The sequence below is a fragment of the Pseudoalteromonas sp. CuT4-3 genome (assembly GCF_035666335.1).
GTDB classification, from domain to species: Bacteria; Pseudomonadota; Gammaproteobacteria; order Enterobacterales; family Alteromonadaceae; genus Pseudoalteromonas; species Pseudoalteromonas atlantica.
Map to the genome: position 1 here is coordinate 2,089,724 of NZ_CP142030.1, position 23,838 is coordinate 2,113,561.

A 23,838-nucleotide genomic window follows, 5' to 3' on the forward strand; every position below is an offset into this window, starting at 1 on the left:
TTCTAGTGACTTACATAACGTTACACACCAAGTTTATGCTTTATACTTATACAATAACTCAAAAGGTATATGGCAATAGTCATTTGGGTGGTTGGTTAAACGGTCTTGATGCTCAGGATCGCTTGGTACGTAATTAGTTAGCGGCTCTACCTGTACAGCAATTTTATCGGCATCGCTGCGCTTTTTGATATAGCTGTTTGCTGCCTCTAAATGGCTTTGGTTTTTGCTGTAAATAGCAGTGCGGTATTTAGGGCCTACGTCATCCCCTTGTTTATTAATGCTATATGGGTCAATAATTTCAAAAAAGTAGTCAAAGAGTTTATTTAGGCTAACGGCGTTTAGGTCAAAAATTACCTTTACGCATTCTGCATAACCATCGTAGTCGCCAGCAGTGGTTTTAGTTGTACCATTAGCGCGCCCTGCCTGTGTGCTAACAACACCTGGTAAATGTTTCATAAACTCTTGTACGCCCCACAGGCAGCCACCAGCAAAGTAAATAGTATTATGTTCTTTAGTATCCATTATAAATGTTACCTGATGAGAAAAGTGTGAATGGTTATCAAATGCAGATATTAACAAATTAATGTACAATCGCGCACAAAATGACTGCTGTTACATTTAGCTATTTTATCATGCCCAAATATAAGCTTTGAAATTAATTGTAACCGCAGCTACAAATAAAAAACGATGAGAAACACATGAACCGCACACCATACATTATATTGCCTGCACTATTATGCAGCGTTACTCCATTTGCTTATGCTAATACGTTATCTGATGAGTCTTCAATCGAGCAAATAACAGTGGAGGCTTCGCCTACTGCGAATAAACTGCCTGTAGGTACATTTGACTCGCCTATTTCTAATTTAGAATACGATCCGCGTGTAGATCTTCAATCACGAAATATGGCTGAGGCACAAGCTGATGTAACTATTCGTGGCGGTATTTTTGAAAACACCGGCTTTAAAGTAGGCAGTGCTACCCTGCTTGACCCGCAATCTGGTCATTATTTTGCTGAAATTCCCATTGCACCGCAAATGCTAAGCGGCCCAGCAGTTTTAACCGGTGCTGATAATGCACTATACGGTATGAACAGCTCTGTAGGTACGGTTTCGTTTGGTTGGAAACCGATTATTACTGGCGGTAGTGTATCGCTTGGTACTGGTACGAATGACTTTAATCTTCAAAGTATTCACGCAGCTAAAAACACACAACTTGATAGCTTAGCTGGCTATACCTTAGGTTTTGAAGGTGAATATTCTCACTCGCAAAGTGATGGCACTATTGATAATGGTGACCATGACTTTTCGCGCGCCTCAGCTCGCGTGCAATTGGCAAGTGAGAATAGCCAAACCGATTTATTTTATGGCTCGCAAGATAAGTTTTTTGGCTGGCCTAACTTGTATACCCCTTTTGGCGTTAACGAAACTGAAGATTTAGAAACCCGCCTTTGGATGCTTAATCACAAGCAAACCTACGCTAAAAACAGTAATTTTGAAGTATCGGCGTATTACCGCACCCATGACGATCACTATATTTACTCGCGCGAAAACCCAAGTGCATTCGAAGCGTTTCATAAAAGTGAGGTTAAGTCGCTTGCTCTTTCGGGCCGCCATGCACAAAGCAATGCATTTGCAATCAATTACTCAGCACAATTTATTGATGACTCGATTGAATCAACCACACTTGAAAACAACTTTACCTCACGAAAATATTATAAGCTGAGCGTATTGCCCCAATACACAATGGCGCTAAAGGCTAATCAACAGCTTATATTTCGTTTAGGGGCTGCGTATGACGATACAAACCGTGATGATGCTGAAGTATCAGCCATTGGTGATATAACCTTAAATATCCAAAATAATGACGGCACAGCGCAAAGCCTTTATTTATCGTACGCGCAGGCGAGTCAAGTTGCAGGCTATACAGCCATTGGCGGTAGCGATTCTGGCGGGTTATTTAGAAGTAACTACAACCTTGAGCGCGAAACCACTTCAAACTTAGAGCTAGGTTTATTACTTGAAGAGCAAAGCTGGCAGTTAAACTCGGCTATTTTTTATCGAAAAGATAATAACTTAACCGACTGGACCTTTAATTTTGATTCTACCTCGGCGCGCTTTGCAAACCCCGTTGATATTGATACTGCAGGGGTTGAGTTTTTAGCGACTAAGCACTTTGATACAGCAAAACTTATTGCTAGCTACACCTATTTACATAAATCAGAGAACTACGGCGCAGCCGATATTGATGCCAGTTTTTACGCGTTAAACTTCCCCGATCACCGTTTAACACTTGGCGCTGTGTACAACCCAACTGATATTTTAGAATTTAGAATAGATAACGAATGGCGTACACAACACAAAAATGCACTTAGAAACGGCAATGACAACGCGCTTTTTACCCAACTCACGCTTAAAATTACTCCGCCTCAGTTACGCAATTTATTTATTACTTTAGCGGCAGATAACTTATGGGATGAGTCGTTTGAAGAAATACCTGGTACACCAGGGCGCGGTGAACAATATACATTAAGCGCAACGTATAGTTGGTAAAATTAAAGCGGCGTTTACAAACTCAATTTAAACTTTGGTTTGTAAACGCTGTGTTTATTGATACAAAAGCATAGTTTTTATGCAAAAAATATTGCACAAAGAGAAGCGAATGAGGAGTAAATGAGAAAACACAAACCAACTACTGCTTAAAATTAATCTCTTCCTCTAAAAGCACCGCGCCTCTTGCCCTCTTTGTGAGTTACTCACTTTATGGCCTTAAGCCAGTAAAAGCAGCGCGTTTTTATATAAAGCAAAGCTAAAAAGTTGCACAAAAATAAACGAATAGGCAGTAAATGAGAAAATACAAACCAACTATTAATTAAAATTAATCTCTTCCTATAAAAGCGCCGCGCCTCTTAAACTCTTTGTGAATAAACCACTTTTACAGGCTTTGCCTGTCACGAAAGCAAGCTTTACGTCTACAAAACAACCATATATCTACACATTTGCAGTAGATACCATCTCTCATTTTAAGCTTCAAGGTCGTACTTAACTTACTTAGAGCTTAAACGCTTCTTGGTTTTTTATTACACCAAAACATATATGGATGAGCTTTCTCATATTCGCACACACAGTTTGCATCGGTGTTTTACCGTTATTTATTAATGTTAACTTGTGTCGTTTTATTGTTTTATTCCACTGCCCAGCGACAATAGCTGCCATATAGAGTTTGCATCGAATTCTGGCTGGCCCAAGTTTACTGATTGATGTTCGCCCTTTTAATTTACCCGATTCATTATGCCGTGGAATTAACCCACAATAAGCTGCTGCTTCTTTGGCTTTATTAAATTTTTTAGCCGCAAACAAATACGTCAGCTCTCTCGATAGTACGGGCCCAATGCCAGGTATAGACTCTAGTAGTTTCCTGTTTCTTTTTAAATCAGGCTCATTATCTATGTGGTTATCAATATCAGATTTAAGCTGTTTAATTTCGTCATCTAAAAACGCGATAGTCACTTTTATCGGTTGGCAAACACGTGCTGAAACGTTGCTAAATTCACTTGCATCTAATCGGTTAGCTTCTCGTTGTCGGTTACTCTCAAGCGCATCTAAACGACGAATAAGGGCTTTAAGCTCTCTAACTTCTAGCGCTTCAGGTTGCCAATAATCAACGACTGCGTGCTTTGCACAGCCGTAATGGGCAAGCATCGTTGCATCAGATTTATCTGTTTTATGAATTATATTTAACGCGTCAGCATACTTTTTAGCTTTACCAGGATTCGCTAAAATAATATTAAAGCCTTGCTCGTGTAAAAAATACATCAGTGCTTCATGATAAACACCCGTTGGTTCAAGTGTGATAACGAGTTCACTAGCAGTGCTTTTAGTTGTATTTAAAAGCCATTTTTCTATTTCTAAAAAGTCTTGATGCTTGTTTTTGAAGACTTTTGTTTTAATCTTGTTTGTAAGCTGGTCTCTCAACCACGATAAATCAATCTTCTCTTTACTAATATCAATGCCGATAAACATCATCTCTACTTACTCCCCTTGTACATACAGCATCTACTTAAATAAAAGTGTGCTTGGATACCATTCAGTTTGTGAGAATAGAAAGTCAGGGCTTTATCTACGGAGCAGTATTAAATACTAGACGCACAGGCAAGCTCACTGACTTCGATGTGATAAATGATAGCTAATCATTTATCAACGAGAGATACAAGACGCAGAGCTTGCTCGCGTGAAAAGCGCAGCTTTTAATTACTTAAAAAATTACTCAGTAATAGATAAATGTAAATATATGTGTATTAACCCCGTAAGCTAGGTTAACTGCTCAAGTTTGGTAATAAGCGCTAGAGCCTCTGCATTAGTTGACCCACATACATCAAATGTGGCGCTAAAATCGCTACATACTTTAGGGCGGCTTTCATCGCCAAATAGTTTACATAAATTGTTCTCATCAAGCTGAATACAACGCTCTCCGGCTTTTTTACCGTTTGGCATACCGGGTATTGGCGAGCTAATACTTGGGGCAATGCAACATGCGCCGCAGCCTAAGCGACATGCCATAGGCTCTGTTTTCATAAATACCTCTGTTAGTTAAAGCTAGGCCTCTGTATTTAAATTAACACCCTGCCTAGCCCATTATTTATCTGTAATACACATATGTAATGCTTTGTTACATCTTAAAACGCCTTGTAAACACTTTATTGCGTATTATTGCCTTGTCACCAAATATATGAAGGAATGCCTTGTGGCTACTAAAAAACAAATTTTATTACCAGTCGCGGTTTTAGCAGCCGGGATTGCACTCGCTTTTGGCCTTTCAGCCATGAAAACGCCACCAGAAGAAAAACCAGAGCAAGACACTCGCCCACTTGTTGCTGCGCAAAACGTGAACATTGATGCAATAACGCTCGATGTTAAATCGTACGGCGTAGTAAAACCTAAAGACCGTACAGAACTGGTTGCACAAGTAAGCGGGCAAGTTATTTCAGTAGCCGAACAATTTGTTGAAGGCGCGTTTGTTAAGCAAGGCGATATTTTAGCACGAATTGATCCAAATGATTACGAGGCTGATTTAATTGAGGCCGAAGCAGGCCTTGCCCAAGCAAGTTCAGCGCTCGAAATAGAACGCGCGCAAGCTCACGTAGCTAAAGCCGAATGGGAACGTATTAAATCAGACTCAAGCGATGCAATTGCATCGGAGCTTTATTTACGTAAACCACAACTTGCAGAAAAAATGGCAAACTTTCGCTCTGCCCAAGCCCGTGTAAAACGCACTAAACGTAATTTAGAACGCACGTACATCAAAGCCCCTTACGACGCTATAATAAATCAACGCACCATTAGCTTAGGCTCAGTGGTTAGTGCGGGTAGCAAGTTTGGCGAGCTAAGCGCTACCTCAGTTGCAGAGGTACGTTTACCAGTTGCAGATAAAGAGCTGCAATACTTAGATAACGGCGGTATTGGCGCATTGGTTACGCTTAACGCTGAATTTGCCGGCAAGCAAACAACATGGCAAGCCAAGGTGGTACGTAGTGAAGGTGTGGTAGATCAAACCAGCCGTATGAGTTATTTAGTTGCTCAGCTGCCCACCCCATATGCTGATAACACCAAACCACTGCGTTTTGGCTCTTATATAAATGCCACCATAAAAGGCCGCGCGCTTGATAACGCGATTATAGTGCCGCACCATTTAGTTAAAAATAACAAAATTGCTATTTTAAACGACGATCACACCCTGAGTTTTAAAACGCTTAATATTGTACGTGAACAAAACGGTATGGTGATTGCGGACCAAGGCTTAAACAGTGGTGAGCAACTTATTACCTCTGCCCTTGAATACCCAACAGAAGGCATGGCGGTTAAGCTGGAAGGCACTGAGCCTAAAAGCGATGTGACTCAATTAGCACTTAAAGAGGATACACCATGAGTACCTCAGAAAAAGGCTTAATTGCTTGGTTTGCACGTAATCCAGTGGCGGCAAACCTCATCATGATTTTTATCCTAATTGGCGGGCTTTTAACAGCACTGACAATTCGTAAACAGGCATTTCCGCAGTTTGAAAGTAACTGGGTGAGTATTCAAGCGGTATACCCAGGCGCAGCCCCGCAAGAGGTTGAAGAAGGCATAACCATAAAAATTGAAGAAAACCTTGAGGGTACCGAGGGTATAAAACGTTTAATCACTTACTCTAACCGAGGTTATGCGCAAGCGTGGGTAGAAATAGAAGAAAAATACGACCTACAAGAAGCCCTAGACGAAATAAAAGCGCAAGTTGATTCTATCAATACCTTTCCGGCAGGAATGGAACGCCCCGTTATTCAACGAGAAAAATTTCAGCAAGAGGTGATGATCCTCGCGCTTTATGGCGACATGAGTTACTACCAGCTTAAAGAGCTAGGTAACGACATAAAAGATGAACTACTCGCCTTGCCTGGCGTTAATTTAGTCGACTTTTACAGTGGCCTAGATTACGAAATAGGCATAGAGATAAGCCCCGACAAACTACGTGAATATGGCCTGACTTTTAGAGATGTATCAAGTGCAGTGCAAAATTTTTCTACCAATATGTCGGCAGGGCAAATTCGCTCTGACACTGGCTATATTTCAATGCGTGTTGAAAAACAAGCCTACCGTGGTGGTGAATTTGCAAAGCTTCCGCTTATAACGCTTGCCGATGGCGCACAGATTAACTTAGGCGATGTAGCGACGATTAATGATGGCTTTGAAGAAGGCTTACTTTACTCTAAATATAACGGTAAAAACTCACTCACGTTTGAAGTAGATGCCTCTAAAGATCAAGACATTACCGATGTAGCTAAAATTCTTAAGGGCTACATGGCAGAAACACAATCAAAGCTTCCACAAGGCGTAAAGCTCTCCCCTATTGTTGATTTAACTTACTACCTTGAAGGTCGACTCGATATGATGATCGACAACATGGTATGGGGCGGTATTTTAGTAATGATAGTGCTGGCACTGTTTTTACCGCTGCGTTTAGCTTTTTGGGTAATGATGGGCTTACCGGTGTCTTTTCTAGGTGCCTTTTTGTTTATGCCAATTGGCTTTTTAGACATCACCATAAACATGGTGTCGTTATTTGCCTTTATTATTGTTCTCGGCATTGTGGTCGACGATGCCATAGTCGTGGGTGAGTCTGCCAGTGCCGAAATAGAAAAACACGGCCATAGCCTTGATAATGTCATTCGCGGAGTTAAGCGCGTTGCAATGCCTGCCACTTTTGGGGTTTTAACCACTATCGCGGCGTTTTTACCGCAAGCTATGGCATCGGGCCCAGGCGCTGCGTTTTCTAAAGCCATTGGTGTGGTTATTATATTGTGTTTGATTTTCTCGCTGATTGAATCAAAGCTAATATTACCTGCGCATATTGCAGCCATGAACCCACGTAAACCTAACCCTAAAAACCCATTACATAAACTGCGTAATGTGGTTGATAGTGGCTTAAAACATTTTGTACAAAACTATTACACGCCTTTTATAGGTCATTGTATACATTATCGTTATACCGTAATTATTGGCTTTTTATGTATATTAATAGTCAGTGCAGGTATGTTTGCAGGCGGCTTAGTTAAATTTGTGCCTAACCCTAAAATACCGCATGATTTTCCGCGTATTACGCTTGAAATGAACCTGGCCTCTTCGGAGCAAGCCACCCTTGAAACGGCCCGTAAAATAGAAGATGTATTACTCAAAGTAGATAAAGAGCTTGAAGAGCAATACGGCCAAAGCATGATCCGCGATTTATCGGTAAGCTTACGTGGGCGTACTCAAGCAAACATTATGGCTATTTTAGTAGAGCCACACTTGCGCCCTATCGACACCTTTGCATTAAGCACTTTGTGGCGCGAACAAATGCCCCCGCTTCCAGGTGTTAAAACGCTTAATATTCAAGATAATATTTTTAGCGGCGGACGTGATGACGGCGACGTAAGTTTTAGGCTACAAGGCAAAGATGCCGATGAGCTAAAAGAAGTCGCTGGTAAATTAAAAGCTAAACTACAAAGCATGGAAGGTGTAGGCGATGTAAACGACTCACTGCAAAGTGCCACCGACGAAGTACAGCTTGATTTAAAACCTCTGGCCTACAGCATGGGACTTACACTTGCCGACGTTGCATCGCAAGTAAGCTTTAGTTACTACGGATTAGAAGCACAGCGTATTTTACGCGAAGGCGAAGAAATTAAAGTAATGATACGCTACCCAGAAAGCGAGCGTAACTCAATTAGCAACATTCAAAATGCGCGTATTATTACCCCAACCGGCGCAGAAGTACCGTTAAGCGAAGTAGCCGAAGTTAGGCTAGTAGATGGTGTAAACCGTATTCGCCGTGAAAATTCAAACCGTACTGTTAATGTGTGGGCAGCAGTAAATACTGACCAAGTTGAGCCGTTTGCTATTGCACAAGAAATTCGCGATACCTATTTACCTTCACTGCTTAAAAGCTACCCAGGCGTTAAAAGTAATGTGGCTGGGCGCGTACAAGAAGAAATGGACAGTGCCGATGAGCAGTTACGCGACTTTGCTATATCGTTGATGATTATATTTGCCTTATTGGCCATTCCGCTTCGCTCTTACTCGCAGCCGCTTATTATTATGTCGGTTATTCCATTTGGTGTAGTAGGTGCAATGTTTGGTCACGTAATATTAGGTATGACCATGAGCGGGCTATCTATGTTTGGCATTATTGCGGTAGCGGGCATAGTCGTAAACGACTCCCTCGTAATGGTTGATTTTGTAAATAAAGCACGCGCAGAAGGCATGGCCGTAAAACAGGCCGTTATGCAAGCCGGTGCAAAGCGCTTTAGAGCTATATTGCTCACTTCAATCACTACATTTATTGGGGTAATGCCAATTATTATGGAAACCAGCTTACAGGCTAAAATAGTTATTCCTATGGCGGTATCGCTGGCCTTTGGTGTGCTATTTGCCACGGTAATTACTTTAATACTTATACCTTGCCAATACGTAGCACTAGAAGACGCTAAGCGCCTTACCCGTAAGCTACTTGGTAAATCGCAGCCTATAAGTGTTCAACCGACACCCACTGCCAAATAATTAAAGTTTCTCTCCCAACCATTAAAGCTCGACCTAATACGCCGAGCTTTTTATTGCCTAAATATTGCACTTCATTATTAATAGTTTTTATAAAGTGTTTCAAATAAATTATGGGTAATTATTTTAATGATATCAGCGTATTATGCGCCCTCAATTTAAAGCATCGCTAACGCATTATAATTTTATTGCTTAGCATTAAGCTCACACCGCAATGGTTTTGAGCCGCTTGTCAGTTAAGTGCCCTCCACTTAGCTCTAATAACGTGGGCGTGTTGACCTTTGGCGTTTGAATTTGCAGCAGTATGTTTGGTTTTTAGGCAAGGCAGAGCCTATGAAGTGTGGTTACTCCCCATAAATAGGCGATAACGTAGCATAAATGCCAAACATACGCTGCCCTTTGGGTTCTGCCTAGGGGCGATAAACTCTTTGTTGCCTACATGGATGTAGGTAAGGGGCGTGAGCAGGACGCGGAATCTTTGCTCGGTTTTTACTTATTCTTACAGGGATGTAAGTCATTAGAATAACGCAGGAGCAGTTATCGAGCCCACTAGGTTACAAACCTCGCGCCGCGATTTGATCGCCCCTAGATTGAACAAATCTCAATCCGCAAAGATCAACACGCCCTATACACGTAAATTTAAAACACCTAAACATACTGCTATCCGCTTAAAGCGCTATGGCATCTAGTTTATTTATGCACCCTAAGGAACCCTATGTTTGATTTAATAAGCAAACGCAGCGATAATTTAAAAAATGATGTATTAGCGGGCTTAACCGCTGTGCTTACGCTCATTCCCGAAGCCGTTGCGTTTACCTTTGTAGCGGGAATTGACCCAATGATGGGGCTTTATGGCTCGTTTTTTGTTGGCTTTATTACCGCCGTGTTTGGCGGCCGCCCTGGTATGATTTCGGGTGCTGCTGGCTCTATGGCTGTAGTCACCACCGCCTTTATTATTATGTTTGGGCTCGAGTACTTGTTGGCCGCCGTGGTATTACAAAAAGCCGGTGATTTAGTTGAGGTTAACATTGTTGAAGACCCTAAATACCCTGTAGCCAACGACGCTATGGCGTAACACGTCACTTTGGTAACTCACTAAAAAAGCTCGGAATTTCCCGAGCTTTTTATTTTTAAGTCAATTGTTTAAATTATTTTAAGCTGGTAAGTTAGGCACGTATATGGAGACCCACGCATAAAAGGATGTAACTATGCCACTTGTACAACTTATTCTATTTATTGTTTTTGCTGTGTTAACCACACTTGGTTTAAAAAGAATAACCGTAACTTAATGCTATTTGGCTTCATTGCTATATCGTTCGCCTTTGTGGGGCTCGACTTTTTGATAGGCGAAGATGAAGGGAAGTCAGGCATTAATTAATCAAAAAATTTTTGCTTGAAAATTAAAGGGACTTTAATGCGCTTATACATACTGATTATTTCTTTAGTTATTTTTTTAAGTGGGTGCCAGAGCTATATTGCTTATCAAATAACTAAGCCTCCGCAGAAAGTTTTCCCTAAAGAATTTGAGAGCTCTATCGCTTTATCTGGAGTACGAACCCATTACTGTAGCAGCGAAGTAGATTGTCTTGATTTTAGGTTTATCTCACCTAAGGATATCGAAAGCTACCTACTCGATGGCAATACACTTTCGTTAAGTTTGATTGTTGGAGGAAGCACTGAAGATGAGGTTTTTGAATACCAACTTACTTGATAATTTACCAAACAGCCAAAATAGCGGGCTTTTAATCATCTTTCCAGGGTATGGCGTAGACAGCTTGATTTACACCATGCAAGCAAGATGGCTTAGCCATGTCACTGGAAAAAATGTGATAGTGATGCCTGCAAGTAATCAATACGAGAAGTTTAGATTTGGTTTAAACTCGCTTGATGTGCTAGTCAATTATGTAAATAAAGAAAACTACACTGATATTTCCTTAATTAGTTACTCAATGGGCGCAATTGCGGGAGTTGAGTTTGCATCTAAGCTGAACATTAGTAAGCATATACTTTATGCCCCAATGATTAATTTTGAGGCCGCACTAACCACAATTGCTAACTTATCACACCCTATTTATAGCAAACTATTAGGCGATGATTATTTAAACGAAGTCGCGGCTAAGATAATTGAAAAAAGTGAAGTACCTCTAACTAAACTCAATATTAAATAATCTAAATAAGACCCCGCATGCTAGGCAAACTTACATCTTTTCAAGTAATGCAGACAAAGTGAGTCCATATAATAGGTTGCTTACTCTTAACAACTCAAAAGTGAGCATGTATGAGGTAAAAGATTTAAATCACATTGAAATGGTTTCTTTAATTTCCACACAACAAAGGAATGTGCTCCTTTGCTTGCTTGATGGATAACTTCAACAGTCCTAATAATTGAGAAAAATATTGCTCGTTTTTTATCCCTAATACGTTATGGTATTTAAATAATAAATATACATAATAAAGTTAAGGAGCAGCCATGAATACCCCGCAATCAGATAATATCCCGCAAGAAGCCTTTGATTGGTACGACGAATACGCCCACGGTTTAATGGACCGACGTACATTTATGAAAAAACTAGGTGGATTAGCTGCCCTTGGTTTTTCAATGACCGTACTAACCAGTGCACTGCTACCTAATTATGCGTTTGCAGAGCAAGTATCATTTAACGATGATGATATTAAAGCCACCTACGAAGAATTTGATTCGCCAAACGGGCATGGTAAAGGCAAAGGCTACTTAGCAGTACCTAGCAAAATTGAAGGTAAACTGCCGGTTGTATTAGTTATTCACGAAAACCGTGGTTTAAACCCATATATTAAAGATGTAGCCAGGCGCTTAGCCAAAAAAGGCTTTATTGCCTTTGCACCCGACGCACTCTTCGCGCTTGGTGGCTACCCAGGCAATGACGATGAAGGCCGCGCCATGCAAAAAACCATGGACAGAGCTAAAATTCAAAACGACTTTGTAGCTGGGGCTCACTTTTTAAAAAATCATTCTAATAGTAACGGCAAACTGGGAGCTGTAGGCTTTTGTTTTGGTGGTTACATTGTTAATTACTTAGCAGCGGTTGAGAGTGACTTACTGAGCGCGGGCGTGCCCTTTTATGGCACACCTGCCAGTGAGTCACTGCACAAAAATATTAAAGCGCCTTTAATGATTCAATTAGGTGAGCTTGATAATCGCGTTAACGCTACATGGCCTGATTATGAAAAAAGCTTAAAAGCTAACAATGTTGAGTACACTATGCACATGTACGAAGGCGCTAATCATGGTTTTCATAACGACTCTACTGGGCGTTATGATGAGCAAAAAGCAGAACTTGCTTGGCAGCGTACCTTAGCGTTTTTTAATGAAAAACTAAGTTAATAATAAGGTAATGCCACCTGCTTAAAATGGGTGGCATTTTTTAAGTTAATTGAGCTCTGTAATGTGTAAAAGCTCACCAGATGGTCCCCATAAATAAATCACTTTACCCCACGGCTCTTGTTTTATCCCTTCAAAGCGAATATCAAAGTGAGTTAACTTACTAATAGTGTTAAAGGCTTCGTTTATGTTTAATACGCACAATTGCAGCATTAAATTTTCAGCAAATTCTTGGTTGTAGTAACGATTAATACCAATCGACTTAAATATTTAATCATTCTATCGTGCTAAATAGAGCGCTAACAGCGTTATAAATTTCTTATGTAGAACAACTACATGTCGATATTTATGCCTTGTTATCACGCTATTTATCTGTCGCTATAAATGCCTAATAACTTAACACGATTGGTATAAAAACAAACTACATTCACCTGATGTTGCAATACTTAAATCAGCTGATGCAGGCTCAATAGTAAAGCCAAGCGCCTGATAAAAGTCGCACGATTGCTGATAATTCTTACACGGCACAAACACTCTAATATCATCAACTTGCATTATCAGTCCTTCATTAGCCAAGCACGCTTTTATCAATAATCCCTTTTGCAATAAGGGCTTTTAAAATACTGGCGCTTTTTTCTCTAAAGGCATCGCGAAGTAAGCGCACCGCCGGAGTGATTGACTGCCTACTTGGGCACACCAACCAAAGCTCTGTAGGCGTGGGTTTAAAGTTTGGCATAACACTTATGACATTACCGGCAAGTAATTCATTAGACATATCTAAGCACGATTTAACCGCCAGCCCCTTGCCCGACACACACCAGCGCCTTACTAAATCGCCATCGTTAGCCGCATGGCCACCGTGCAATTTTACTTTAAACTCTTCGCTGGCATCGCTAAATACCCATACATCTTTAATTATATCTTGCAGTTGATAAAACAGCCCTTTATGTTCTGTTAAATCATGTGGATGAGCAGGCGTGCCATGTGTATCAAGGTAGCTTTGTGCTGCGCATAAAATACTCGGTACATCGCAAATTTTAAAACCGTACATGCTGGCATCGTTAGGTTTACCATAACGCAGTGCAATGTCGACCGAGTCACGATAAAAGTCGATATTACTGTCGCTTATATTGGCGCGCAAGCTGAGCTGAGTGTGGGTTTGCATGAACTCGTCAAGCCAGGGGATCACAATGTTGCGCCCTAAATCAGAAGAAAGCGCAATACGCAGCTCGCCATCAATTATATCGTCATCGCTTTTAAGTGTATTTTGGCTTGTTCAAGCATTGCCAATGCTTGCTGGCATTGCGGAATGTAACGCTCGCCGGCTGCAGAAAGCCTTAAATGGCGAGTGGTGCGTATAAATAGTTCAAAACCTAAAGCCTGCTCTACCCTTTTAACAGCAGCACTTGCTGTGGCGGTGCGCATATCTAAATTTGATGCTGCAGCAGTAATACTTTTAAACTCTGCCACTTTTAAAATTACCTGTAAGTCTTCTAAAAGCATTGTGTATTAATCCATTATCAACTTAATAATTTAATTATTATTTTTGGCAAAATTAAGCGCTTTAGGTTTGCTTACAGTGTATTGAGCAATCAAAAAGTGATTTATTGTCTATTTATATTTGACAATGCTTATCTATTGCGCGGTTTATCAATATAAAGGCAAATATTACACTGTACCCAACAGCTAGTCACTAACCATTATTTATTAAATTAGGACAATCTTTTAAGGCGTTTATTAGTAAACCCAGCTTTTGGGCAGTAATAGTATGTTTAAAAAGAAAATTTGTTTAAAGCAAGCGCTCGCCCTTTTAATTAACCAATATTATTTGATAAAGATTCAATTATTACCCTGTTTATCGCACAAAAATTCTCACCTATTATTCACCTCAACGCAAGCGAAGTCATTTAGGCTATTTAAATCGCTTTACTCTATTTTTTAGCATAACGGGTATCACAGTATGAAACGATTAAAAACCACTTTAGCAATAGCAACCCTGTCATTAGCCGCAAGTGCTTTTTCAAGCGCCTATGCAGCAGACGTTGGCCCCCTTGAAACGGTGACTACTTTTAATAAATATCGCGGCGCAGGTATAACTATAACACCTGCAGGGCGAATGATTGTAAGCATGCACCCGCTTGATGCACCAAAAACGCGAGTAGTTGAAATTATGGCAAACGGTGCTCAACAACCTTTCCCTAACGAAGATTGGGCTGACGGCCCCGAGCTTGGCAAAGTAGGCCTTGCAGCCGTAATTGGCGTGCATAGCGACAGCAAAGGTGTGGTGTGGATTTTAGACATGGGCAGCGAGCAAGTAGCCCCAAAACTTATAGCTTGGGACAGCGTTGCCAATACCTTAGTTAATACCATTGAATTAAATAAAGACGCTGTACTTGATAACTCGTTTTTACAAGACTTTGTTATTGATGAACGTAACGACAAAATTTACATTGCCGATATGTCTTTTGGTAACTTTATGGGCGCCACTAAACCTGCGTTTATTGTTGTTGATTTAAAAACCGGCGAATCAACGCGTGTACTTGAGGGCAATGCTAAGCTAATGCCAGAGGAACGCGATATTGTCATCGAAGCCTCTCCTGTTGCATCTAAATCAGCAAAAGGTGAAACAACAAACCTACGTTTTGGTTTAAACCCAATTACCATTGATGATAAAAATGAATGGGTATACTTTGGCGCATTTACAGGCACAAGTGTTTACCGTATTCCGGCAAAAACGCTCGCTGATAGCACGTATTCAGATGCTAAAAAAGCAAAAAGCATTGAAGTGTTTGGCCCTAAAAACCCAAGCGATGGCATGACCTACGCGCCAGGTGGCGGTATTTTAGTAACCGACCTTGAAAACAATGCCATTGGCTTAACGACTAAAGGCCACTACGAAATAATTGTTCAAGACAAACGATTATCATGGCCTGATAGCCTAGCAGTGAGCAATGGTTGGATTTATGTAACACAAGATCAGCTCCACCAGCACCCTGCATTTAGCCAAGGCTTTGGTAATGCAAAGCCACCTTACGTATTAACGCGTTTTCGCTTTAATCAAAAATAATTAATTATTTTTATAAGCCAGCCATACCCGCTGGCTTTTTAGGAGTTAAGTTATGCTACTGGATACCCCTATTTGTGACTTTGGCTGGCAAGCGCCCAACTTTACGTTAAAAACCCCGCAAGGCGAGCCTTTTACCTTAGCCGACAACCTAGGCGAAAACGCCTTATTAATCATGTTTATTTGTAACCATTGCCCTTATGTGCAACGTGTTGCAAGGCGCTTAAGCGAAGATACCGCGTTATTAATAAACGAAGGTATAAATGTGTTAGCTATTATGTCGAACGACTATAAAAGCGTCCCTGCTGACTCCCCAGCTAATATGGAAAAATTTGCTAAGCAGCACGGCTTTTTGTTTCCCTACCTTGTTGATGAAAACCAACGCGTAGGCAAACAGTATGGCGCGGTTTGCACGCCTGATTTTTTTGGTTTCAATAAACACGGGGCACTGCAATACCGTGGCCGCTTAGACGATGCAAAAATGAATAACGATGCACATCGCACTCCTGAGTTAGTTAATGCCATGCGCCAAATTGCGGCCACAGGCAAAGGTCCTGAGCAGCAAACACCCAGCATGGGCTGCTCTATAAAATGGAGTAATTCATTATGAGTACAGTACATTTAAAATTGGGCGTAACCGATTTATCGTTTCACCATGTTACGGCCTCTTTAGTGAGCCATGTTTTAACTGATATGGGCTTTACCGTTGAGCGTATTTATGCGCCGCATCGAGATAACTTTAAAAACCTTAAATCTGGTGAAGTAGATTTACTCGCCTCAGCATGGCTGCCTTCAAGCCACGGTGTTTATAAAGCCGATGTTGAACAAGTTATGCCACTCGTTGAGCTTGGCTTACATTATGAGCCTTATGCACACTGGGGCGTACCAGATTACGTACCGCAAAGTGCAGTAAACGAAATTAGTGATTTGCTAAAGCCTGATGTGCTTTCAAAAATGCAAAAAACAATTCAGGGCATTAATGCCGGTGCTGGTATTACCCGTTTTTCTATTAATATGATGAAAGAGTATGGGCTGACGAGCGCAGGGTATGAGTTTTTAACCGGCACAGAGCATGACTGTTTTAGCGCGTTTGAAAACGTCGTGGCCACCCAAACCTGGTGCGTAGTGCCGTTATGGAAGCCACAATTTTTGCATTACAAGCACACAATACGTGAGCTTAAAGAACCACAAGGGTTACTAGGCGTTGTTGATAGAGCTGTTTTACTCCTAAGAGAAGATAAACAAGCGCTGTTTAACCAAGCACAGTTAAACACCCTTGATAAATTACGCTTTTCAAATGAGATCATTGCCGAGCTTGACTATAAAGTATGCAAAAACTTACAACCACTCGATGACGTAACGCGTAATTGGCTTAATAACAATCCAATTAAATAGTAATTTGTGCTTTGTTTTTTTTTAAAAGGCTCAATATAGACACTACTTGGCTAAAATAGCCACTTAACGGAGATAACCATGACCCATCCAATTATTAATGATTTAGAAAAACGTTATACAACTAAACGCTACACAACCAAGCGTATTCCTCAAGATGATCTAGATGTAATTTACGAAGCTATGCGTCTTTCTCCTTCATCTATTAACTCGCAGCCGTGGAAATTTATTGTTATTGAATCAGACGAAGCTAAAGAGCGTATGCACTCGACGTTTGCTAATAAATTTCAATTTAATCAGCCGCATATTAAAACTGCATCGCACGTTATTTTATTTGCTTACAACCCTAAATATAAACGTGATGACTATGCACAAGTCATTGATGCAGACATTAAAAATGGCCGTACTCAAAGTGAAAACCGCGAACAAGCATTTGGCGCGTTTGCTTTTGTTGATATGAATACCGATGAGCAAGGCAACAATGCAATGTGGACCAAAGCGCAAACTTACATTGCCCTGGGCAACACAATGCACGCCGCAGCACGCTTAGGCGTTGATTCGACACCTATGGAAGGTGTAGATGCACAGCTTATTGGTGAAGTGTTTGAGCAAGAGCTCGATGGCTATATTTGTGATGTAGCATTGGTACTTGGCTACCACGATGGCACTGAAGATTATAACGCTAAGTTACCTAAATCTCGCTTAGCAAAAGAGCAAGTTATTCAGGTTTTATAAAAACCTATTAAAAAAGCTTAGCGCCAATGAGTGCTAAGCTTTGATATTCATTTTATTTTTTAGCAATAGCTTGCAGTACCGACGCTAAACCCGTGTGGTATGTGCCTTCAAACACTTCTCGCTTTAATTCTTCTAAATGTATAAAGCTAAGCTCGGTTAAGTCATCTTGTAAGTCGCTTTTTGAGGTTTTAGTATCGACACTTGGGCCGCCTCCGGTATTATAATTTACTTGCTCAGGCGTATAGGCCTCAAGTAAAAACACCCCACCTGGCTTTAAACCTTTAACAGCGCGCTTATATACCGCTGAACGCACAGCACTTGGCAAAGGGCAATAAATAGACACTACTGCATCCCATTTTTCTTTTCCAAAATCAAACTTCGCTAAATCGGCGTGTACGAGCTCAATGTTTACCTTGTGCTCTTTGGCAAGCTTTGCCGCTTTTTCAAGCCCTACTTTTGAGCCATCAACCGCGGTAACGCTGTAACCCATTTTTGCTAAAAATACCGCATTTCGTCCCTCACCTTCGGCTAAGCTAATGACATTACCTTTAGGTAATTGCTTATAGTGCTCGGCTAAAAAATCGTTTGGCTGTTTGCCATAAGCGTATTGCTGAGTGTTATACCTTTCATCCCACATAATAGCTCCTGGTATTATTTTGCGTATTCATAGCGTTGAATAAGCCTGCTTAATAATTCCACTAATAATATGTAGTGTAAATAGGTAACTAATTTTTTAATGTTGTTAATATACTACTCAGCCATGCTCACGCACACTGCTAAGTGCTGGATTAAAAGGGGTGATTTTCAGAGCTAAATAAAAAAAGCCAGTGACGAGGTCACCGGCCAAAAGAAGGCAATACGAAGGGAGTCGTACTGGCTGTTAAAACTTTTTCAGTATTCGCTATCTTAATAACGGCACATGAGATTCTAATGCCTGATAGTTCATCCATTGGTTTAATTGCTCTGGCCAGGTAATGGTTGGCTCGCAATATAAACCGCGTAATATAGAAAAATAAATAGCGCTATCAAGCAAGCTTAATGACGTTTTACCATTATTAATATTGAGCTGCTTTTCGGTGCCAATTAAAAATTCATTTACTTGTAAAACTATCTCGGAGGTTGATGCTATTAGGTTTACAAAGTTAAGCTCTGTCGATTGCTTGTTATCTTCCCCCGCTATGCGGCTAGATTCTGTTTTAAACTCTTTTAAATCCAGTAATGGCCAGCGCGGCAAACCAATTTGCAATAAAGGCGCAAACGAGCCATCTTGCCACTCAATAGCCCCTTGCGTTGGCTTGTTTGATTCGCTAGAACCAGCAAGTTCAATAAACAGGCTAATGATTTCGTTACTTTCACTCATAACAGTGCCGTCATCTTTTTCAAGAATAGGTACCATTTTTTTACCGATTAGTTTTGTTGGTGTTTCAGTGTCGTCGTAATCAAGTACAACGTCATCAAGCTTAATGCCTAATTTACCTGCTACATATTTAACACGCGCACAATAAAGACAATGAGAGTAACTGTATAGTTTCATAATTAATTAAAGCCTAAAGCGGGTTAAGTACCTATGCCCGTAAGATACCCAAATAGTCAGCGCAGAAAAACCGCATTTAGGTTGAAACTTTATCTTGTAAAAATTGATAATCACGCTTTAATACCAGTCCGCATAATTAAGTGATCTATTTTGAGGATGGATAAACGTGTTGATAGCAAGGCAAAAAATTCGCTATTTAGTCGTTCTAAATGAGAATTTTTTAACGCAGATAGCGACACGTTTAGCCCCTGAAAATGATTAAGCGTTAATGCGGATTGGTATAAGTAGTAAATAAAATAAAAAACACGCCATAAAGGCGTGCTTAATTTACACATTATAGTTAGCGCCCTATTACGCCCTCAGCTAAAGGTTTAAATCTAAATATATAATAAGGTGCTTTATTTTGAGCATTACCGTTATTAAGTTATGCCGAAAGCGGCAATTGCGCAGCGCCGGTGTACATGTAACCCTCTGGTCCAATGCTTACACCATCTGGCCAAATCATGTTTTTATCGTACGTGTAATCACGGTACGTACGTGTTTTGGCATCAATAACGCTCACAGTACGCTCACCCACTATGGTTAAATATAAATTATCATCAGCATCAATACTTAAACCACCGTTTACTGGTTTTTGTGCGTATTGCTCTACTCGTTCGCCTAGTTGTTTATCGGTTAATTGCTCGTTAGCAATGTCGGCCATTTTAATACGGTAAACATACTTTTTATTAAGCGGAGCAAAGTAAAGCCATTGCTGCGCGTTATCAAGCACAATGCCATCGGCCCCAATAAAGGCATTAAGTTGCTTTTGGTTATCAGTCCCTTCATCAATCATTATTGGCATTGTGTAATCGGGTAATGCACTTTCGTGGCCTTGCAATACTCGCCGGCTCTTACCTGTTTTAGTATTAACGATAATAAGGGCGGCTTGCTTGCCATTTCCGCCATCCGCAATACCTTCATCAGCAATCACCAATGTATTGTATTTGCTCGATATAGCTAAATCATTAAGTTGAGATTGAGCAACCGATATAGGGCTAGGTAAGTAAATAATTTTATTAAGCTTATTGTTTAGCGCATCCCATGCTATCAGCTTTGGCGTAATACGCGGCTGCGCCTGGCCTGAGTCGAGTATCCAAACGTTACCTCTGTCATCAGCCCTTACCCCTAATACCCAATTTAAATAGTTAGCGGGATTTTTTAAGCTGCCATCACTTTTATAAGGAGTTTGCATTTGCGCATTAGGAAATGGCACCACATCACCACTTTTTAAAAGCTCCCCCACTTTTACTTTTGGGTTATAAAAAGGGTGATAACTAAAAATAAAGCGCTTGTTTTGTGTATACGTAATACCGCCCACAGCACCGTCGGTTTGTGCGTAAACCTCAGCGGGTACCGTGTCATTTGCAAAAGCCGAGGCACTTATTAGCAAGGCTATAGCGCTTAGCCCTAATTTAGATTTAATTAGAAACATAATTTTCCCTACTTTTGCTTAATGTAACTAGCTGTGCCATCTATCCAGTCTTGTCTAGCTGGGGCAAAAAAGTCAATATCAACCGTATCTTCGGTAAAGTGAAATTCGTGCGGTACATTGGCCGGTATCACCATCATGTCACCCGCTTTCATAAGGTATTGTTTACCGCCAGAAAACACTTTAGCTTCGCCTGACATGATCCACGTTACTTGTTCATTAGGGTGTTTATGAAGCGGTACTTTTCCGCCTTTTTTAGCCACCCATTTTACAAACGTTGATTGCGTACCATGAAAATATTGGCGTGTTAAATATGGGCCCATTTGCTCTTTGGGTTGGCTGTCGAGATTAAGTAAAAAAGGGGCGTTGGTAATGTGCTGATTATAACTATCCATTATGCCCATTTGGGGTGCAGGCGTTATTTGCTGTTCAAGTTTACTTTGCGCTGCCCATACGCCACTGCTTGTTAAAGCACTTGCTAGTAAAAGCGTGTTAATTTTCATAGTTTCACCTAAATAATAAACTGTGTGCGGCTGCACTGACTATTTAGGCAAAGTTTACAGCCTGAGGATTTTTGAAAAAGCCGCCTAGGCAAGAAACATTTTCAAATAAAAACGAGTAATTAATTACTTATTACAAAATATAAACCCAGCAATAAAGCTGGGTTTTACTTAGGTAATGCTTAAAAACGCTTAACTGACCTTTAATTCTTGCATTTGTATGTACTGTACTAAGTCTTCAATCGTTACCACTGTCATGCTGTGTTTATTAGCATAATCACTTACCTGTGGTAAACGCGCCATGGTGCCATCAGGGTTAGTGAGTTCACAAATAACCCCAAACGGTTTTAAACCAGCCAGCTGCATTAAATCAACAGATGCCTCGGTGTGGCCGCGGCGAACTAAAACCCCACCTGTTTGTGCTTTTAAGCCAAATACATGGCCTGGGCGCGATAAATCACTGGGTTTGGCATTATCGGCAGTGGCGGCTTTAATCGTTGTTACTCGATCGGCGGCCGATACGCCGGTTGTAACACCGTGTTTAGCCTCTATTGTGACTGTGTAGGCTGTATTATTTTGGCTGGTGTTGTGAGTTACCATTTGCGGTAGCTCGAGCTGCTTAATACGCTCATCGCCCATACACAGGCACACAATTCCGCTGCCTTCGCGGATCATTTCCGCCATTTGTTGGGTGGTTAAATGCTCGGCAGAGAAAACAAAATCACCTTCGTTTTCGCGGTTCTCGTCATCAACAACAAGTACGCCTTGGCCTTGCTGCAAAGCAGCGATGGCGTTTTCTACGCGGGTGTGGCTTTCGCCAAATTGGCTAAGTAAAGACTGAATCATTATTATATTCCACATAAAAATAAATAGATTCAGGACACTGAAAGGCATGGCAAAACACACAAACTAAATTGCGCACTTTTTGCCACTAAACAGCTTATACCAATCCGCTTAATTAAGTGATTTATTTTGAGGTTGGAAAAACGTGTCGCTCAAAATGATTAAGTATTATTGCGAATTGGTATTAAACACGCAGCCACAGGCCACGTGTTTGCATACGCTACAAGCTATATTCTCTTTCATCCGGACTATAACCGTCGGCTCTGGCATCTCACCAGATCTGCTTGACCTTTATTTAATACATTAAAAAACGATTATTAAATAAAGCGCTCGCGGGCTCGTTTTATTCAAAAACTAATGAGTAAAACATACCGCCGGTGGGGAATTTCACCCCGCCCTGAGAATGTACCGTGAACTTATCTGTTCACAGCCTGCGCATTATACGCGTGTATTTATACGTTATTCAAAAATAAACGTTAAATAAGCTCAGTATTTAGTGAGGCATTGAGTACTTTACCTTGGTTAATATCGGCCGTGAGTGAGCATTTTGCGCCATTAACTAAGTTTAAATTTGGCTGCACATGGCCAATATCAGCGTCTATTATTACCGGGAATAAACACCCACCCAATGCCACATCTAGCGCATGGCGGTAATCAAATGCATCGTGATGACTTTGTGTTATTTCACTGCGCCCTAAAATAAGGCCGTTAATATCATCAAATACACCGGCAAGTTTGAGCGACAGTAAAAATCGAGCCACGGTGGTAGGGGTAAGCTCTGAATTTTCTAGGTATAAAATTAGCCCTTCGTTCGCACTGTGTTTTTTAAAGTCATGCAATGCTAAAAATGGCGAGTCCAGCAATAACCCTACCGTATCAAGGCAGCCGCCAAATAAGCGCCCAGATATCTCTATTGTGCGCTCATCAGTGTAATTTAGGCACTGCCACTGGGTAGGCTCGCTTGGCGCTAGCAGCTCATCGGGGTTTTGTGCGTAATTGGGTTTATTTTTTTGATAATAAGCAGAAGGCCCTTGCTCAAATTTACTTCCCGACTCGTAGGTAATGGTTTCAAAAATTTGTAAGCTGTAGGGGTTTGTTTCATCAGGGTGGAGCTGCATTAGGTTGGCACTATGAAGTGTTGCCCATTGGCACTTAGCCGTAAGTGCACAGGCAATTGTGCTCACATCAGAAAAACCCACCAGCCATTTAGGTTTGGCCTCTTTTATGGCGTTAAAATCCAGTAGTGGCAAAATTTCCATTGCCAGCTCTCCGCCCATTGGTGGCATAATGGCGGCAACCTCATCGTCTAGCAAAAAGCCCATTAATTGCTTGGCATGCGCTTTTGCATCTAATTCATCGCGGGGTTTATTTTGGCGTAAAAACTCCCCTTCTACTACCTCGTAACCACGGTGTTTTAAACCGTCTATCACTCTATCTAATCGTGCATGGTATTTTTCTTTTAAGCCCGACGAAAGCGAGCAAATAGCAATTTTAGAGCCTACTTTTAAAGGCGCTGGATAAAGTATATTAGCCATGAATGTTCCTTTTAATAAAGTGATTCCACTGTGTAAAAGCCGTTATGCATTTACACATTACCTATATGAATGTACCTATATCAACACGCACACTCTTTATGCAATATGAATAAGCGTAGAGTGTGTTTAGCACTTATGCAGTCACCATTTTATTTATAAATTTTTTAACGGGTAATGGCACGCGCTTTTTTAGCAATCCAATTATGCCAATCGGTTTAACTCAGCTGTCTATTTTGAGGGTTGGTGTTATATATGCGGTTATGAGGGTAAGTTGCTATTAGCTAGTTTTTAGGCATAAAAAAACCGATGCAATTGCATCGGTTTTTGCTTGTACATTA

At 40.8% G+C, this 23,838-nt stretch carries 21 protein-coding genes, 2 pseudogenes and 1 riboswitch; of the genes and pseudogenes, 11 read left to right on the forward strand and 12 right to left on the reverse strand.

What is annotated here, in order from left to right:
* Window positions 1-33: 33 nt before the first annotated feature.
* The gene (locus tag VOI46_RS09555; RefSeq protein WP_004587570.1) at window positions 34-522 is read right to left on the reverse strand and encodes a peptide-methionine (S)-S-oxide reductase; all 489 of its coding nucleotides are present in this window, start codon (window positions 520-522) and stop codon (window positions 34-36) included.
* A gap of 176 nt (window positions 523-698) precedes the next feature.
* Here VOI46_RS09555 and VOI46_RS09560 point away from each other — a divergent pair, with 176 nt between their 5' ends.
* Window positions 699-2,552: a TonB-dependent receptor gene (locus tag VOI46_RS09560; RefSeq protein ID WP_004587571.1), complete on the forward strand. Its 1,854-nt coding sequence runs from the start codon at window positions 699-701 to the stop codon at window positions 2,550-2,552.
* Between the two features lie 498 nt (window positions 2,553-3,050).
* Here the strand turns inward: VOI46_RS09560 and VOI46_RS09565 are convergent, their stop codons facing one another.
* Together VOI46_RS09565 and VOI46_RS09570 are read right to left on the reverse strand one after the other, a co-directional pair.
* Window positions 3,051-4,025, reverse strand: a complete 975-nt coding sequence (locus VOI46_RS09565) for an IS110 family transposase (protein ID WP_324737988.1) — start codon at window positions 4,023-4,025, stop codon at window positions 3,051-3,053.
* A 285-nt stretch (window positions 4,026-4,310) separates the two neighbouring features.
* Entirely contained in the window at window positions 4,311-4,574 is a 264-nt protein-coding gene (locus VOI46_RS09570) for a YkgJ family cysteine cluster protein (protein ID WP_039972411.1), read from the reverse strand.
* 169 nt (window positions 4,575-4,743) lie between these two features.
* Here VOI46_RS09570 and VOI46_RS09575 point away from each other — a divergent pair, with 169 nt between their 5' ends.
* The 6 genes and pseudogenes from VOI46_RS09575 (at window position 4,744) to VOI46_RS09600 (ending at window position 12,429) form a co-directional block, all read left to right on the forward strand.
* Entirely contained in the window at window positions 4,744-5,925 is a 1,182-nt protein-coding gene (locus tag VOI46_RS09575) for an efflux RND transporter periplasmic adaptor subunit (protein WP_004588902.1), read from the forward strand.
* Window positions 5,922-9,071: an efflux RND transporter permease subunit gene (locus tag VOI46_RS09580; protein ID WP_004588901.1), complete on the forward strand. Its 3,150-nt coding sequence runs from the start codon at window positions 5,922-5,924 to the stop codon at window positions 9,069-9,071. The genes VOI46_RS09575 and VOI46_RS09580 overlap by 4 nt, the downstream gene beginning before the upstream one ends.
* A 712-nt stretch (window positions 9,072-9,783) precedes the next feature.
* Window positions 9,784-10,065, forward strand: a pseudogene (locus tag VOI46_RS09585) (SulP family inorganic anion transporter); the annotation flags it as partial.
* A gap of 417 nt (window positions 10,066-10,482) precedes the next feature.
* Window positions 10,483-10,779: a hypothetical protein gene (locus VOI46_RS09590; protein ID WP_004589675.1), complete on the forward strand. Its 297-nt coding sequence runs from the start codon at window positions 10,483-10,485 to the stop codon at window positions 10,777-10,779.
* Window positions 10,751-11,236 (forward strand): alpha/beta hydrolase, encoded by a 486-nt coding sequence (locus tag VOI46_RS09595; RefSeq protein WP_004589676.1) that lies wholly within the window; start codon window positions 10,751-10,753, stop codon window positions 11,234-11,236. Before VOI46_RS09590 ends, VOI46_RS09595 begins: the two co-directional genes overlap by 29 nt.
* Before the next feature lie 302 nt (window positions 11,237-11,538).
* Window positions 11,539-12,429: a dienelactone hydrolase family protein gene (locus VOI46_RS09600; RefSeq protein ID WP_004589677.1), complete on the forward strand. Its 891-nt coding sequence runs from the start codon at window positions 11,539-11,541 to the stop codon at window positions 12,427-12,429.
* Between the two features lie 45 nt (window positions 12,430-12,474).
* On the opposite strand, the gene VOI46_RS09605 is transcribed toward VOI46_RS09600, so the two are convergent.
* The 3 genes and pseudogenes from VOI46_RS09605 to VOI46_RS09615 all read right to left on the reverse strand — a co-directional run bounded on the left by VOI46_RS09605 (window position 12,475) and on the right by VOI46_RS09615 (window position 13,929).
* Entirely contained in the window at window positions 12,475-12,639 is a 165-nt protein-coding gene (locus VOI46_RS09605; RefSeq protein ID WP_004589678.1) for a hypothetical protein, read from the reverse strand.
* Between the two features lie 183 nt (window positions 12,640-12,822).
* Window positions 12,823-12,981: a hypothetical protein gene (locus VOI46_RS09610; protein WP_004589679.1), complete on the reverse strand. Its 159-nt coding sequence runs from the start codon at window positions 12,979-12,981 to the stop codon at window positions 12,823-12,825.
* 13 nt (window positions 12,982-12,994) lie between these two features.
* Window positions 12,995-13,929 (reverse strand): annotated as a pseudogene (locus VOI46_RS09615) (LysR family transcriptional regulator).
* Between the two features lie 457 nt (window positions 13,930-14,386).
* On the opposite strand from VOI46_RS09615, the gene VOI46_RS09620 reads away from it, so the two are divergent.
* The 4 genes from VOI46_RS09620 (at window position 14,387) to VOI46_RS09635 (ending at window position 17,617) form a co-directional block, all read left to right on the forward strand.
* Window positions 14,387-15,493: an L-dopachrome tautomerase-related protein gene (locus VOI46_RS09620; RefSeq protein WP_138725021.1), complete on the forward strand. Its 1,107-nt coding sequence runs from the start codon at window positions 14,387-14,389 to the stop codon at window positions 15,491-15,493.
* 52 nt (window positions 15,494-15,545) lie between these two features.
* A complete protein-coding gene (locus VOI46_RS09625; RefSeq protein WP_004588083.1) occupies window positions 15,546-16,100 on the forward strand; it encodes a thioredoxin family protein in 555 nt (184 codons plus the stop codon).
* Window positions 16,097-16,885 carry a glycine betaine ABC transporter substrate-binding protein gene (locus tag VOI46_RS09630; protein WP_004588084.1) on the forward strand — a complete coding sequence of 263 codons (789 nt, stop codon included), beginning with the start codon at window positions 16,097-16,099 and terminating at the stop codon, window positions 16,883-16,885. Before VOI46_RS09625 ends, VOI46_RS09630 begins: the two co-directional genes overlap by 4 nt.
* A 78-nt stretch (window positions 16,886-16,963) precedes the next feature.
* On the forward strand, window positions 16,964-17,617 hold the full coding sequence (locus VOI46_RS09635; protein ID WP_004588085.1) for a nitroreductase family protein: 654 nt from the start codon (window positions 16,964-16,966) through the stop codon (window positions 17,615-17,617).
* A gap of 52 nt (window positions 17,618-17,669) precedes the next feature.
* On the opposite strand, the gene VOI46_RS09640 is transcribed toward VOI46_RS09635, so the two are convergent.
* The 6 genes from VOI46_RS09640 to VOI46_RS09665 form a co-directional block, all read right to left on the reverse strand.
* Window positions 17,670-18,254, reverse strand: coding sequence for a class I SAM-dependent methyltransferase (locus tag VOI46_RS09640; protein ID WP_004588086.1), 585 nt, complete (start codon window positions 18,252-18,254; stop codon window positions 17,670-17,672).
* Window positions 18,255-18,518: 264 nt separating this feature from the next.
* Window positions 18,519-19,151, reverse strand: a complete 633-nt coding sequence (grxB, locus tag VOI46_RS09645; RefSeq protein ID WP_004588087.1) for a glutaredoxin 2 — start codon at window positions 19,149-19,151, stop codon at window positions 18,519-18,521.
* Between the two features lie 424 nt (window positions 19,152-19,575).
* Window positions 19,576-20,625, reverse strand: a complete 1,050-nt coding sequence (locus tag VOI46_RS09650) for an L-dopachrome tautomerase-related protein (RefSeq protein ID WP_282337873.1) — start codon at window positions 20,623-20,625, stop codon at window positions 19,576-19,578.
* An 8-nt stretch (window positions 20,626-20,633) separates the two neighbouring features.
* Window positions 20,634-21,125: a cupin domain-containing protein gene (locus VOI46_RS09655; RefSeq protein ID WP_289076698.1), complete on the reverse strand. Its 492-nt coding sequence runs from the start codon at window positions 21,123-21,125 to the stop codon at window positions 20,634-20,636.
* A gap of 189 nt (window positions 21,126-21,314) precedes the next feature.
* A complete protein-coding gene (gene ribB / locus VOI46_RS09660) occupies window positions 21,315-21,968 on the reverse strand; it encodes a 3,4-dihydroxy-2-butanone-4-phosphate synthase (protein ID WP_004588090.1) in 654 nt (217 codons plus the stop codon).
* A 224-nt stretch (window positions 21,969-22,192) separates the two neighbouring features.
* Window positions 22,193-22,374, reverse strand: a riboswitch (FMN riboswitch).
* A 67-nt stretch (window positions 22,375-22,441) separates the two neighbouring features.
* Complete coding sequence (locus VOI46_RS09665; protein ID WP_004588091.1) at window positions 22,442-23,500, reverse strand: S66 peptidase family protein; 1,059 nt, start codon at window positions 23,498-23,500, stop codon at window positions 22,442-22,444.
* Between the last annotated feature and the right edge of the window lie 338 nt (window positions 23,501-23,838).

What these genes read in the sequence shown, in the direction of transcription:
- VOI46_RS09560 (WP_004587571.1), top strand. Translation starts at nt 699, where the DNA reads ATGAACCGCACACCATACATTATATTGCCTGCACTATTATGCAGCGTT.
- VOI46_RS09610 (WP_004589679.1), bottom strand. Translation starts at nt 12,981, where the DNA reads ATGCAAGTTGATGATATTAGAGTGTTTGTGCCGTGTAAGAATTATCAG.
- VOI46_RS09620 (WP_138725021.1), top strand. Translation starts at nt 14,387, where the DNA reads ATGAAACGATTAAAAACCACTTTAGCAATAGCAACCCTGTCATTAGCC.
- VOI46_RS09595 (WP_004589676.1), top strand. Translation starts at nt 10,751, where the DNA reads ATGAGGTTTTTGAATACCAACTTACTTGATAATTTACCAAACAGCCAA.
- VOI46_RS09570 (WP_039972411.1), bottom strand. Translation starts at nt 4,574, where the DNA reads ATGAAAACAGAGCCTATGGCATGTCGCTTAGGCTGCGGCGCATGTTGC.
- VOI46_RS09555 (WP_004587570.1), bottom strand. Translation starts at nt 522, where the DNA reads ATGGATACTAAAGAACATAATACTATTTACTTTGCTGGTGGCTGCCTG.
- VOI46_RS09580 (WP_004588901.1), top strand. Translation starts at nt 5,922, where the DNA reads ATGAGTACCTCAGAAAAAGGCTTAATTGCTTGGTTTGCACGTAATCCA.
- VOI46_RS09605 (WP_004589678.1), bottom strand. Translation starts at nt 12,639, where the DNA reads ATGCTGCAATTGTGCGTATTAAACATAAACGAAGCCTTTAACACTATT.
- VOI46_RS09630 (WP_004588084.1), top strand. Translation starts at nt 16,097, where the DNA reads ATGAGTACAGTACATTTAAAATTGGGCGTAACCGATTTATCGTTTCAC.
- VOI46_RS09600 (WP_004589677.1), top strand. Translation starts at nt 11,539, where the DNA reads ATGAATACCCCGCAATCAGATAATATCCCGCAAGAAGCCTTTGATTGG.
- VOI46_RS09635 (WP_004588085.1), top strand. Translation starts at nt 16,964, where the DNA reads ATGACCCATCCAATTATTAATGATTTAGAAAAACGTTATACAACTAAA.
- VOI46_RS09650 (WP_282337873.1), bottom strand. Translation starts at nt 20,625, where the DNA reads ATGTTTCTAATTAAATCTAAATTAGGGCTAAGCGCTATAGCCTTGCTA.
- VOI46_RS09625 (WP_004588083.1), top strand. Translation starts at nt 15,546, where the DNA reads ATGCTACTGGATACCCCTATTTGTGACTTTGGCTGGCAAGCGCCCAAC.
- VOI46_RS09590 (WP_004589675.1), top strand. Translation starts at nt 10,483, where the DNA reads ATGCGCTTATACATACTGATTATTTCTTTAGTTATTTTTTTAAGTGGG.
- ribB (WP_004588090.1), bottom strand. Translation starts at nt 21,968, where the DNA reads ATGATTCAGTCTTTACTTAGCCAATTTGGCGAAAGCCACACCCGCGTA.
- VOI46_RS09655 (WP_289076698.1), bottom strand. Translation starts at nt 21,125, where the DNA reads ATGAAAATTAACACGCTTTTACTAGCAAGTGCTTTAACAAGCAGTGGC.
- VOI46_RS09565 (WP_324737988.1), bottom strand. Translation starts at nt 4,025, where the DNA reads ATGATGTTTATCGGCATTGATATTAGTAAAGAGAAGATTGATTTATCG.
- VOI46_RS09640 (WP_004588086.1), bottom strand. Translation starts at nt 18,254, where the DNA reads ATGTGGGATGAAAGGTATAACACTCAGCAATACGCTTATGGCAAACAG.
- VOI46_RS09665 (WP_004588091.1), bottom strand. Translation starts at nt 23,500, where the DNA reads ATGGCTAATATACTTTATCCAGCGCCTTTAAAAGTAGGCTCTAAAATT.
- grxB (WP_004588087.1), bottom strand. Translation starts at nt 19,151, where the DNA reads ATGAAACTATACAGTTACTCTCATTGTCTTTATTGTGCGCGTGTTAAA.